This is a genomic window from Terribacillus sp. JSM ZJ617, from assembly GCF_044383785.1.
Lineage (GTDB): Bacteria > Bacillota > Bacilli > Bacillales > Amphibacillaceae > Terribacillus.
In genome coordinates this window covers 23,715-36,346 of sequence record NZ_JBISEQ010000007.1, presented here as the reverse complement: position 1 = coordinate 36,346, position 12,632 = coordinate 23,715, and the positions used below count along the sequence as shown (strand labels likewise).

10 protein-coding genes are annotated in these 12,632 nt (G+C 41.8%); 4 read left to right on the top strand and 6 right to left on the bottom strand.

Translation table 11 applies throughout. From position 1 onward, the window contains the following. Positions 1 to 15: 15 nt before the first annotated feature. The 3 genes from ACH6C1_RS17690 to ACH6C1_RS17680 form a co-directional block, all read right to left on the bottom strand. Complete coding sequence (locus ACH6C1_RS17690) at positions 16 to 300, bottom strand: PTS sugar transporter subunit IIB (protein ID WP_095230717.1); 285 nt, start codon at positions 298 to 300, stop codon at positions 16 to 18. Positions 301 to 317: 17 nt separating this feature from the next. Then, a complete protein-coding gene (locus ACH6C1_RS17685; RefSeq protein WP_374079468.1) occupies positions 318 to 2,378 on the bottom strand; it encodes a BglG family transcription antiterminator in 2,061 nt (686 codons plus the stop codon). A gap of 494 nt (positions 2,379 to 2,872) precedes the next feature. Further along, positions 2,873 to 3,427: a TetR/AcrR family transcriptional regulator gene (locus ACH6C1_RS17680; RefSeq protein ID WP_095218783.1), complete on the bottom strand. Its 555-nt coding sequence runs from the start codon at positions 3,425 to 3,427 to the stop codon at positions 2,873 to 2,875. 421 nt (positions 3,428 to 3,848) lie between these two features. Between ACH6C1_RS17680 and ACH6C1_RS17675 the strand changes: the two genes are divergently transcribed. Beyond that, complete coding sequence (locus ACH6C1_RS17675; protein ID WP_374079465.1) at positions 3,849 to 5,351, top strand: glycine betaine uptake BCCT transporter; 1,503 nt, start codon at positions 3,849 to 3,851, stop codon at positions 5,349 to 5,351. A 74-nt stretch (positions 5,352 to 5,425) separates the two neighbouring features. Here ACH6C1_RS17675 and bglA read toward each other — a convergent pair whose 3' ends face one another. Next, positions 5,426 to 6,865 (bottom strand): 6-phospho-beta-glucosidase BglA, encoded by a 1,440-nt coding sequence (gene bglA / locus ACH6C1_RS17670; RefSeq protein WP_374079463.1) that lies wholly within the window; start codon positions 6,863 to 6,865, stop codon positions 5,426 to 5,428. 12 nt (positions 6,866 to 6,877) lie between these two features. After that, positions 6,878 to 8,776 (bottom strand): beta-glucoside-specific PTS transporter subunit IIABC, encoded by a 1,899-nt coding sequence (locus ACH6C1_RS17665; protein ID WP_095218786.1) that lies wholly within the window; start codon positions 8,774 to 8,776, stop codon positions 6,878 to 6,880. Positions 8,777 to 8,943: 167 nt separating this feature from the next. Between ACH6C1_RS17665 and ACH6C1_RS17660 the strand changes: the two genes are divergently transcribed. Then, positions 8,944 to 9,651, top strand: a complete 708-nt coding sequence (locus ACH6C1_RS17660) for a GntR family transcriptional regulator (protein WP_374079460.1) — start codon at positions 8,944 to 8,946, stop codon at positions 9,649 to 9,651. Between the two features lie 13 nt (positions 9,652 to 9,664). Then, positions 9,665 to 10,009, top strand: coding sequence for an ABC transporter (locus tag ACH6C1_RS17655; RefSeq protein WP_374079458.1), 345 nt, complete (start codon positions 9,665 to 9,667; stop codon positions 10,007 to 10,009). 59 nt (positions 10,010 to 10,068) lie between these two features. Here the strand turns inward: ACH6C1_RS17655 and fumC are convergent, their stop codons facing one another. Next, the gene (fumC, locus tag ACH6C1_RS17650) at positions 10,069 to 11,457 is read right to left on the bottom strand and encodes a class II fumarate hydratase (protein ID WP_374079455.1); all 1,389 of its coding nucleotides are present in this window, start codon (positions 11,455 to 11,457) and stop codon (positions 10,069 to 10,071) included. Positions 11,458 to 11,592: 135 nt separating this feature from the next. On the opposite strand from fumC, the gene ACH6C1_RS17645 reads away from it, so the two are divergent. Then, complete coding sequence (locus ACH6C1_RS17645; RefSeq protein WP_374079453.1) at positions 11,593 to 12,480, top strand: LysR family transcriptional regulator; 888 nt, start codon at positions 11,593 to 11,595, stop codon at positions 12,478 to 12,480. Positions 12,481 to 12,632: the final 152 nt, after the last annotated feature.

Sequence of the window (12,632 nt, the reverse complement as noted above, 5' to 3'; positions counted from 1 at the left end):
CTCCTCCTTTGTTCTTTAGGAAATGATGCCCTTCTGTTGAAGAACCTCTTGCAGCTTTGCTTTGATTCCGTCCATATCGATGATGCTGTCAATCACGATTACTTCACCTAAGTGATGCATCCCATCAGCAATATCCTTGGCAGCAATAAACAAATCCGCATCATCAGGAGTTGCCGAGCTCAAATCTGAATGACTCACCTCTACACCAGTGACACCTAACTCTGATAGAATCTGCTGAACATTCATCTCCAACATAAAGCTGCTTCCTAGTCCTGACCCGCAAACTGCTAATATCTTCATAATTACTCCTCCAATTTTCAGGCTATAGTTGAATAACTTTTAAATAGTGCAAGTATTTCTTCCTTACTATCAGATTCAATCAGTGTTGCAACATTTTCTTTATCGCTGAGCAGTTTGGTCAGCTGCGACAGTGCCCTTAAATGGGTTTTGTTATCGATTGCCGCAATACAAAATAATAATCTAACTCCTTTGGTATGATTTGTGGAAAAATAGACAGGCTCCTTTAATCTAAGAAAGCTCATTCCTACTGCATGCACACCGGATTCCGGTCTGGCATGCGGGATGGCAACATCCGGTCCTATCACTACATAAGGCCCTAGTTTTTCTATATTTTCTATCATTGCCTCTACATAAGATGGCGAGATAGACTCATTTTGCAGCAGAGGCTTGGCAACGCAGGCAATTGCATCTTGCCAGCTTGGTAAACTTTCAGCTAGTTGAACAGTATCTTCATGTAACAAGTCTTGTAACACTGGTTGATTCTCCTTTCTGCGATCTGTTTTGCGATGGAACTGGAATGTCCTCAGCATGTTTTCTAATTGTTTCTCATCATGGATGCTGGCGTATCGGCTGATTTCCTGAAGAAGCTCTCTTACTGATACGCCATCATATTGAATACCGAATAATGTTTCATACACTCCATTGACTAAAGCACTTTTTTCAGTAGGCGACATGATCGGTTTAACGTGAAAACACGGGATACTGGACTGCAAATCAATTGTTGAGAAGATAACATCATAATCCATTGCAGTCTTCTGTTCGAATTGTCGGAGTGAGCATGTATCCTCGACCACAATCTCTGAAAATAATGATTCGAGCATGTATTTCACCATCAAGGAAGAACTTATACCGCTCGGACAGACGACTAGAGCTCTTTTCTTCCTTGGCATTTGCTGTGTCGGCTTTTCTAATAACGCGCCGAAATGAATCGTAATAAATCCTATCTCTTCTTCCGGAATAACAATATTGAGCAGGTCTCCCACCGGTTGTAACAGCTCTTGTACAATCAGATACAATTCTTGATGTTCATTTTTAATCTGTTGTAAAAGCGGGTTGTGTATCGGAATCCGATATTTCATTCGATAGTAAGCTGGCCTCATATGCTGATAGAGGGTGCGTACGACATTAGCCCTTCGTTCGAAAACGACAGCAGCCTTGTTCTCGAAATCCAAGACCAATTGTTCGCACAATCTATACAGCAGATCTCGCGTATTGCTTTCCTGCTGTATTTGACCTAGTGATAGAGCAAGCAAGTGGATGCTGAAATAACATACTTCATTTTCATCAAGTGGTAGTTGAAGCTTTTCAAAAACAGATAGTGTCACACCCCACATGGCATCCTGTTTCATATTGAGAATTTCGTCTTCATGGAAACGGACTGTTTTTCCTTCACGAAGTCGGCAGGCATACAGCACTAAAAAATAGGTGAAATGATCCAGCCTTTCCTCAACGAACTGAAGTCCGAAATCCTTTTCCATCGTCTGCAATAAATCTTGCACATCTTTTGCTGTCACATTTTTTAAATGTGCTGTGAGATGTTTCACTATAGTCGGAAAAGCGGGATTTTGCAGCATCTTCGCCAGATGATTTTGAACCAAAATTCTTTTATCCGCTTCGGATCCCCTAAGATGATAGCCATTCTGTCTTGTATAACGAATTTCTACTAAGAATGGATTAATCCGCTTATTGGCACGTTTGATATCTGCAACTACTGTATTTTTGCTAACTTGGAGCACATGTGTTAAATGGTAAGATGATACAGGCTCCTCCCTTATGAACAAATACAGGTAAAGTAAAAGCAGACGATCTTCTTCGCCTAATACAAGCTGCTGACCATTTTGAATCAGCTGCTTCTTTTGGTAACACTGCACCACCTCCTGAGGTACACGAATGAGCTGCGTACCTTTATATAGGATCTGCGGCAACTGCTCTGCTGTAAGCCAGTCATTCAGCTTCTCCAAGTCATAAGTCAGCTGCCTTTTGGATAATTGAGTGAGATCCATGAGCTGTTGCAATGTAATGTGCTGTGAACGGATAAGCTGCTCAAGCAAGATGGATGGCCGCTTGTCTAGCATCATTGGATTCACCTCCTGATTTCATTTTATATTAAAGCGCTTACATTTTGACTAGTGATTGGGTACAAAAGTTGTATGGCCTTCGTTACAAGATTGGGATAACATGAAACACGCTAGTTGCTTAGAAATACATTTACTGGATATTACCACCCAATGTCTTCCTGATCTGTAATCCGGATATACAGACCGATTAAGTTATCTTTGCAACAGTCAAAAACGTCTTTGGATAGCTGTTTTTCCCCATAAAAAATACCCTTCAATTATCACTCTGCAGTACATGAAGGGTGTTTCATTATGTTCTATTCACTAGGTTAGTCTTACCACTGCTCAACTTCTTCAGTTCAGATATATCATTTATTGACCAGCACAAATCAGGGTACTGTTTGTGTGTAATCTTTAAAGGTGAAAGATGACTTGATGAAAAACTGCATTATACCTTCTATCTCACTTAACGTAATAATTTAGATGTATATATCAGGCTCTAATAAAAATAAAAATCATGACGTGTGCTGAAAAAGTACTTTTGCCATCGCAATGGAGTAGTCCGCTGCTTTATCCGCACCAATCAAGGTGGTCATAGAAGTGGTTCCTTCAAGAAGCAGCGTCAGCTGATTGGCTAAATCAAGTGGATTATTATCCCAATTTTCTTGTGCTAGCTGTTGAAAATAATGCAGCAATCTTATTTTATGTTCTCTAGCTATGTTTTCAATTTCATCGTCTATCCCTGTATAATCTTCTATTGCCCTCAAAAACATATCCCCTTTATAGGAATGTTCCTTTAACCAGCGACAGTGCGCTTCTACAGCTAGAATGAAAGGAGAACTCGAACCTTTCTCTATATAAGAATCCAGATAAGACCAATAGCGTTCTTCTCGTCGCTTCAGTACTTCTTCAACTAATTTATTTTTGGAAGGAAAATGGTTATAAAGCGTCATTGTAGCAACATTTGCCTCCCGGATGATTTGCTTAAGACCTACACCGCGAAATCCATGCTCATAAAACAATCGCTCCGCTACTTGCAGTAACATATCTTTTTTTGTAGATCGACTCATATGCTTAACGGCTCCTTTAAATTAGATAGACCTAAATTACAAATTACAACCTACAGTAATTACAAGTCAAACAATTTTCTACTGCCTCCTGTAAAATCTTTTCCCGTCTTGTACCTTACGATTTAAATTAACAAGATAATGAGTGATAACGGAGGGCTTTATTGCTTATTTAATATTTCGTTAAAATTATATTATCAAGGGGTTTTTACGGCGCTGAAGAAGCTTTATCGGTTGATTGAATATTAAACTTATGTTAAAAATAGAAAGGTCGTTCTATACAGTTCGGATAAGTTGTTAGAATTCTTATGATCCTGGCCGCTGTCTTAGAAAGAGTAGAATTTAGAATCACTAAGATAAATTCACTCCTTATAAAAACAGCTATTGATGAGATTATAAGAATTTTTGAAAGGGGAATAGAATTATGAATAAAGTAGGCAATGTTTTTTGGATATCTTTAATCCTTTGCGCTATTTTTGTTCTTTGGGGCGTAATAGCACCAGAGAATATGGATTATATAACTACTGAGGCGCAATCCTTTTTGACCTCAAAATTTGGTTGGTTTTATATTCTTTCAGTTGCTATCTTTCTGATCTTTTCCATCTACCTGATTTTTAGTCGTTTTGGGTCTTTGCGTTTAGGAAAAGAAGGAGAAAAGCCAGAATTCAAACGTATTACATGGTTTGCTATGTTGTTCAGTGCTGGTATGGGTATAGGACTTGTGTTCTGGGGAACAGCAGAGCCGCTTGCGCACTTTGCAGCACCACCCGAAGCAGATCCGGAAACTATCGAAGCGGCTAAGAATGCACTTCGCTATTCTGTATTCCACTGGGGATTACAGACATGGGGCGTTTATACAGTCATTGGTTTAGCCATTGCATACTTCAAGTTCCGCAGAGGTGCTCCTGGACTTATTAGTTCCACATTCCAGCCCTTGATAGGAGACAGAACAAATGGATGGATTGGTAAACTGATTGATATTATTGCTGTTTTTGCCACTATCTTTGGTGTTGCTACTTCCCTTGGATTAGGAGCTTCCCAAATCGCCGGCGGATTGGCATTCATTACTGATATAAAAAATAATTTCAGCACGCAGTTTGTTATTATTATCATTGTTACCATTCTGTTCATGGCATCTGCTTGGTCGGGCATAGGTAAAGGAATAAAATGGCTGAGTAACGCTAATATTGTGTTGGCAGTATTACTGCTTTTACTTACTTTATTCCTAGGTCCTACACAATTTATTCTTAACACGTTTATATCTACTATGGGATCGTATGCGGAGTCTCTGCCTGCACTTAGTTTCCAGACAGGATCATTTGATAGTGATATTAATAGTTGGGTTCAGAGCTGGACCATTTTCTATTGGGCTTGGTTTATTGCATGGTCACCTTTCGTAGGTACATTCATTGCACGTGTCTCTAAAGGAAGAACCATTCGTGAATTTGTAATAGGCGTTTTATTTATCCCAGCTATCTTCTGTGCATTCTGGTTTGTTGTCTTTGGCGGTACTGGTCTGTTCCAAGAAATTCATGGTATCAATACAGGACTTACTGATCTTGCGCAAGAACAATCATTATTTGGTGTATTCGAAGGATTACCGATGTCTACGTTACTATCAGTCGTTGCATTGTTCTTAATCGGCACATTCTTTATTACTTCTGCTGACTCTGCAACGTTTGTGCTTGGTATGCAAACATCAGGCGGAAGCCTCAATCCATCCAATAAAATTAAATTGACTTGGGGGATTATCCAAGCAGCAATTGCTTCTGTACTGCTGGCAACTGGCGGACTTAACGCGTTACAGACTGCGTCCATTGTTTCTGCATTTCCTTTCGCCTTTATACTCCTGTTTATGGTTTGGTCACTCTGGAAGGCCATGAATGAGGATTGGAAGAAAGAAAAAAGTAAATCAAGACATAAATAAATAGCACTACAAAAAGTTACTAACAAAAAATAGACCTCTGAAGGTGGAGACACCTTCCCAGAGGTCTATTTTTTTTACAGCTCTTCCCCATTCGAAGCAATCACTTGCTTATACCACTCAAACGAATCCTTCTTCGACCGTTTCATGCTGCCGTTTCCTTCATTATCACGATCCACATGAATCATGCCATAGCGTTTCTTCATTTCACCAGTTGTGAAGGATACGATGTCGATAATTCCCCACGGCGTATAGCCTAACAGGTCAACGCCATCGTATTTAACTGCTTTTATTAGCTCCTCGATATGGGAGCGCAAGTAATCAATCCGCTGTGGATCGTGGATGGATCCGTCTTCTTCCACGTTATCAATTGCGCCGAAGCCATTCTCGACGATAAACAATGGAATCTGATAACGGTCGTAGAAACGGTTCAATGTGTAACGTAAACCAGTTGGGTCAATGGACCATCCCCAGTCACTTGCTTTGATATATGGGTTCTCTACACTTTGTGCCAACCCGCCATTTGTCATATTTCTGTCTTGTTCCGTCTCTTTATCACTTTTGATAGTCGTACTCATGTAATAACTGAATCCAAGGTAATCAACCGTACCATTGCGAAGAATCTCTTCATCGCCATCTTCAAATACGATGTTATAGCCTTCTCGTTCGAATTCTTTTAGCACATAGCTTGGGTAGTAGCCGCGAACATGTACATCCGGGAAGAAGTAACGCTCACGCATCAGCTCTTCTGCCAGCATCACATCGTTTGGATTGGAGGAATACGGATAAATCGGCACGTGTGATACCATGGCGCCAATTTGGAATTCAGGGTTGATTTCCTTTCCTTTGCTGACAGCTAGTGCACTTGCAATTAGCTCGTGGTGACCAGCCTGGTACATCACTTCACGGGCATTTTCGCCCTCTTTCACTGTGACACCAGAGTTCGTCCAAAGGAATAATGGATTATCGGTATCCATTTTGTTATTGATTTCGTTGAAAGTCATCCAGTATTTAACCTTGTCTTTATAACGGTCGAAGCAGACTTCTGCGAACCGGACAAAGTGGCGGACAACCTCTCTGCTGCGGAATCCGCCGAATTCACGCGCCAAATGTAATGGCATTTCGAAATGGGATAGCGTAATGACTGGTTCAATGCCATGCTTTAATAGTTCATCAAAAAGATCATCGTAGAACTTCAAGCCCGCTTCGTTTGGCTCCGCTTCATCGCCTTTCGGGAAGATGCGTGTCCATCCAATGGATGTACGCAAGCACTTAAGACCCATCTCTGCGAATAAGGCAACATCCTCTTTGTAGCGATTGTAGAAATCGATAGCTTCATGGTTTGGATAAAACTTATCCGGTTCCACCGTTTCTGTAAGTTCCCGCGGCACACCATGTGCACCAGAAGTTAATACATCAATAACACTTGGGCCTTTGCCATCCTGGTTCCAGCCACCCTCGAATTGGTGGGCGGCAAGAGCGCCGCCCCATAAGAAGTCCTTCGGTAATGTATTCATCTCTATCTCCTCCTATTTCACAACCGTCAGCAAGTCATTGCCTTGCGTCGTTGTCTCTGTTTCGTCAATGATGATTTCTTTATAATTAGCTGGATTGGTAAGAATGATAGGCGTGATCGTTTGCACACCTGCAGCTTCAATCGCTTCGCTGTCAAACTCGCTCAATACATCCCCTTGCTTCACGCGGTCTCCTTCTTTCACATGCAGTGTGAACGGTGAGCCATTAAGCTTAACTGTATCAAGACCTACGTGGATCAATACTTCTGCACCAGACTTAGAGCGTAATCCTATTGCATGCTTTGTCGGTGCGAGCATGACAATGGTTCCGTCAAATGGCGCATAAACTTTATTTTCACTTGGCTCAATTGCCAGCCCTTTCCCCATTGCTCCTGAACTGAACACTTCATCTGGCACTTCTTCCAACGCCAGCAATTTACCGCTTAGCGGTGCGTGAACTACTTCTTCATTGTTTTCTGCTGCAGACGCTTCTGCGTTGCTATCTTTCTGATCTACTGCCACACTGCTGTCAGCTTGTGCTGCAGTATCTTCACCGAAACCAAAAATCTGAATCAAGATGATTGGCAGCACAATAGCGATAGCGGCGCCGATAACAATACCTATGAAACTTGTAGGGTAGTCTCCATTGATACCATTCACAATAGTTAATGGTCCTGGAAGTCCAGCATAAGCGAAATAATATGGATTGAAGAAACTTGCTACAATTGCACCAATTGCACCAGATATACAACCAATAATAAATGGTTTCTTGAATCGCAGTGTCACACCATAGATTGCTGGTTCTGTTATACCGAATATACCGGTAATACCTGCGGAAACACCGACTTTTTTAACTTCTTTACTTTTCGCTTTTAAAATAACACCGACAACCGCACCAACCTGTGCGATTACCGCAATCGTTTGATAAGCCTGGAAAGAATCACGACCATATTGCTCGAAGTTAGCCAGTACCATCGGCGTAATACCCCAGTGAACACCGAAGATAACGATAACCTGCCATAGGGAGCCAATGATCGCTCCTGCAAGCCATGGTGCGTATTCAGCTAAGAAATTGTATCCGTTCGCAATTCCATTTGCTCCAAGAGAAGTCAATGGACCTATTGCTACAAGTGTCAGCGGAACCATGACTATGATAGAAATCAATGGCACGAACAATGGACGGATTACTTCGTTCATGTGCTTGTTCAAGAAGCGCTCCAAGTAAGAAAGGATCCAAACTAGGAACAGTGGCGGCAAGACAGATGATGTATAAGTCGTTTCTGTCAAAGGCAACCCAAGGAAGTTCATGCTATTTCCGTCCGCAATGCTTGCAGCCATCGTAGCCCAATCAGGACTGACAAGCGCTGCACAAGCAGCAACAGCTATATACGTATTTGTCTTGAAATGCTTAGACGCCGTAATAGCAATGAAAATAGGCAGGAACGTAAATGGAGCCCACGAAATAAAGCTAAATACTTGGTACGTACTAGTTGTTTCGAAGTTTGGGAAAACCAAGTTGATTAGAATAAGTGCACCTTGCAGAATACCAGCCGCCGCAAGCACATAGATGAATGGTGCGAATACAGCTGACATTGTTGCAATAATTCGGTTAAGGATTGAGCCTTTGTTCTCGTTACCTGCTTCAGCAGTATCAACATTTACGAGTTTGGCAAATTCATCATATACCTCGCCGACATGCTGACCGATAACGACTTGGAACTGACCACCGTTTTCTACTACTGTAATGACACCTGGCAAACTATTAACCTCTTGTTTAGCAGAAGGCTTCGAACGTTTCAGCACTAAACGCAACCGTGTCGCACAGCGGGTAGCGTTTACAATATTCTCTTCCCCACCGACAGCCTCCAGTATATCCCCAGCAAGTTTTGGATAATCCCTTACTTTTTCAGCCACTTGGAACACCTCTTTTTCTTTTAGTATACGCTTACATTATAATTATACCGGTATAATTTATCAAGTATAAACTAATAAAATTAATAGAGCATTTTAAAAGAGTAGGGTTTTCGTTAAAGATTTAATGTGCTAAAATCGCTCTATCCAAACAAATAAGGAATGTAGCTATGCTTAAATATCAGCAAATCGCCAATGAGATCCAACAGGATATCGAAAAGAAAGACCTCCCGCAGGGTACCAAGCTGCCTGTGCTGGAAACCCTGATGTCCCAATATAAAACAAGCAAAAGCACTGTCATCAAAGCACTCAGCCTGCTCGAACGAAAAGGGCTTGTCTACCAAGTGCGCGGCAGCGGCATCTTCGTACGGCGCCGCAACCGAAAAGGCTACATCAGCTTCTCGAACCAAGGCTTCAGTGACGAGCTGAGCGGATTCGACATTACAGCAAAAGTGCTGGAGCTCGATATCCGGAAACCATCAGCAGAAGTCGCCTTCAACCTGAAAATCGATTCGGAAGATGACGTCTATTACGTTAAACGGATACGTTATATCAACGGACAAATACTTTGTCTTGAAGAGTCCTATTACAACAAGGATATTGTCACCTATCTGAATAACGAAATCGCCACCGGATCCATCTTCGATTACATTAGCAATGCCTTAGGTGCCAAAATCGGCTTCTCCGATATGTACGTGCACATCCAGAAGCTGAATGAAGATGAAGCATCGCATCTTGGACTTCTTGTAGGTGATCCAAAACTATTCGTAGAAACAATCTTCTATTTGAACAATGGTCTTCCGTTTGACTTCTCTCGAATATCGTATAATTACGAGCAGTCGCAGTTCTTTTTCCAGTCGACGGGGTATTCTTTGTAGGATGCGAAATGAATTGATTAAGATATTTGCAAATTGGGAGACAAAGCTAGAGAAGAATGAATGGTATTTTAGTGATTGTTATGCAGAGTTAACGAAAGGACTCTCTTCCTCAGATGCGTTTGTATCTATTCCGGATGTCATCAATGTGCTCCTTACAATTAAAGAAACCTCTCTATTAAATGAAGCGCTCGACTTCCTGGGAATTGTGTACAACATAGCAGATACGACAGAAATACACCCTATGCTTCTTGTGCAATGGGAGAATATAACACAGCATATACAATGGTTTGGTGACAACTACAGCTATAGCGCTTGGAAGGAAATTCAGTACATGCTTCGCTTAGCAGAGCTCCCTTAACTTCATAGAAAAGCAACCAAGTCGGAAAAAACGACTTGGTTGCTTTTTGCATTTTCATATTAAATATTCGGTTTAACCATATCCTCCGGCTTCACCATCTCATCAAACTGTTCTTCTGTCAGCAGATCGAGTTTCACTGCGGCTTCTTTCAGTGTCAGTCCTTCTTTATGTGCCAGTTTAGCTATTTTCGCCGCATTTTCGTATCCGATGTGCGGGTTCAAAGCAGTTACCAGCATCAAAGAATTCTTTAAGTTATCCTGGATGGTTTGCTCATCCGGCTCAATACCTACTGCACAGTTATCATGGAAAGATACCATACTGTCGCTTAAAAGCTGAGCAGACTGCAGGAAGTTATAGATGATAACTGGTTTAAATACATTAAGTTCAAAGTTACCCTGACTTGCGGCAAATCCGATTGTCGCATCATTCCCCATGACTTGGACTGCTACCATAGTCAATGCTTCACATTGAGTCGGATTAACTTTTCCTGGCATGATAGAACTGCCTGGCTCGTTTGCAGGAATAATGATTTCGCCGATGCCACAGCGAGGTCCGCTCGCCAGCCAGCGTACATCATTCGCAATTTTCATCAAGTCAGCAGCTAGTGCTTTCAATGCACCATGAGCATATGTCATTTCATCATGGCTTGTTAAAGCATGAAATTTATTGGGTGAGCTAATGAATTCTTGTTCTGTGAATTTGGTAATTTCCTCAGCAACTGTGTCACCAAACTGTGGATGTGCGTTGATGCCTGTCCCAACAGCTGTTCCTCCGATTGCCAAAGCACGAAGTTTCTCAGTCGCTTCGGTAACCATTTCCTTTGAACGATCCAGCATATGCACCCAGCCGCTGATTTCCTGACCGAGCGTCAAAGGCGTAGCATCCTGAAGATGTGTACGTCCGATTTTCACGATGTTATGGAATGTTTCCGCTTTTTTATTTAGCGTGTCACGCAGCTGTTCTACCGCAGGAAGCAGCTGTTCATAAACAGCCAGCACGCCTGCAACATGCATCGCCGTCGGGAATGTATCATTTGAGCTTTGGCTGCGGTTAACATCATCATTCGGATGTACTACCGCTTCCGAACCTTTTTCTTTCAGCAAAGCAGTAGCAAGGTTTGCCACCACTTCATTCATGTTCATATTACTTTGTGTACCGCTTCCTGTCTGCCATACAACAAGCGGGAAATTATCATCATACTTACCAGTAAGAATATCATCACAGACCGTCACGATAGCGTCTGCTTTTTCTTTAGCCAGATTTCCCAGACGCTGGTTGGCAATAGCCGTACTGCGCTTCAATATAGCGAAAGCCTTCACGACACGCTCCGGCATTCTTTCTGATCCTATTTTGAAATTCTCTTTGCTTCGCTGCGTCTGTGCACCCCAGAATTTATCCGCTGGTACTTTTACTTCCCCAAGAGTATCTTTTTCGATCCTATAATCCATGGTAATCCTCCTCAGATTTCCTGTATCTTTATTTCTCCTATAAAATCGTAACACTCGCTATGTATAATGTATAATGCATAATAAATATGTTTTTAATTACTCTATGTAATACATAATAAATGGAGGCTAAACAGCATGGAATGGGAACAACTCGAATATTTCCAGACACTCGCACGTGAACAGCACGTTACAAGAGCTGCGCAGATTCTGTCCATTACCCAGCCAGCTCTTTCCCGCTCGATTGCTCGACTGGAAAGTCAAATTGGCACACCGCTTTTTGACCGTCAAGGCAGAACAATTAAATTGAATAAGTATGGAGAACTTCTATTAAAGCGAGTTGACCTCATCTTAAAGGAATTCCAGGAAGGAAAAGACGAAATCCAATCTTTGCTTGACCCGGATAAGGGAGAAATTTCACTTGGATTTCTGCACACACTCGGCACAACAATAGTTCCAAATATAATAGGTGCATTTAAAGAAGAATATCCGCACGTTAGATTTCATTTAAAACAGAACCATTCCAATTGGCTGTTGGAAAACTTACAATCTGGCGACCTGGATCTATGTCTGCTCGCATCCTTCCCTGAGGATTCCAAAATGGCCTGGACTCCATTATGGCAAGAGGAGCTCTTCTTGTTCTTCCCAAAAGACCATCCCCTAGCCAATCGAGAATCGATCACATTACAAGAAATCGCCGAGGAACCTTTTATCCTTATGGAGGAAGGCTATGCATTGCGCGTAACAATTGATAGTATCTTCGAGCAAGTGGGCCTTGTTCCTAAGATTATGTTTGAGGGTGAAGAGGTAACGACGATTGCCGGTTTCGTCGGAGCTGGGATGGGCATTTCCATCCTTCCTGACGTTAAAAGCTTGGATCGAACGAAAATCGCTAAGGTTCGTATAAGCTCACCAAAGTGTGAACGGACAATCGGCATCGCTAGTATGGAAGGGAAGTTTTTATCGCCTATTGCGGAGAAGTTCAAGCAATATATTGTGGAGCATTTTCATCTAACAGATATTTAAATAAAAGAAGAAGCATGTGCAATTTCGCATGCTTCTTCTCTCAATCAATTAGTATAACTATCTTTATGCTTAACCACATTATTACTCCTTCAAAGATATTTGACATGCGGTTCTGATTTTCCTACAAAGCTAAACTTACACCTTCAATGCCG

Coding starts and splice junctions, on each gene's coding strand:
- ACH6C1_RS17690 (WP_095230717.1), bottom strand. CDS start 300: ATGAAGATATTAGCAGTTTGCGGGTCAGGACTAGGAAGCAGCTTTATG.
- ACH6C1_RS17685 (WP_374079468.1), bottom strand. CDS start 2,378: ATGATGCTAGACAAGCGGCCATCCATCTTGCTTGAGCAGCTTATCCGT.
- ACH6C1_RS17680 (WP_095218783.1), bottom strand. CDS start 3,427: ATGAGTCGATCTACAAAAAAAGATATGTTACTGCAAGTAGCGGAGCGA.
- ACH6C1_RS17675 (WP_374079465.1), top strand. CDS start 3,849: ATGAATAAAGTAGGCAATGTTTTTTGGATATCTTTAATCCTTTGCGCT.
- bglA (WP_374079463.1), bottom strand. CDS start 6,865: ATGAATACATTACCGAAGGACTTCTTATGGGGCGGCGCTCTTGCCGCC.
- ACH6C1_RS17660 (WP_374079460.1), top strand. CDS start 8,944: ATGCTTAAATATCAGCAAATCGCCAATGAGATCCAACAGGATATCGAA.
- fumC (WP_374079455.1), bottom strand. CDS start 11,457: ATGGATTATAGGATCGAAAAAGATACTCTTGGGGAAGTAAAAGTACCA.
- ACH6C1_RS17645 (WP_374079453.1), top strand. CDS start 11,593: ATGGAATGGGAACAACTCGAATATTTCCAGACACTCGCACGTGAACAG.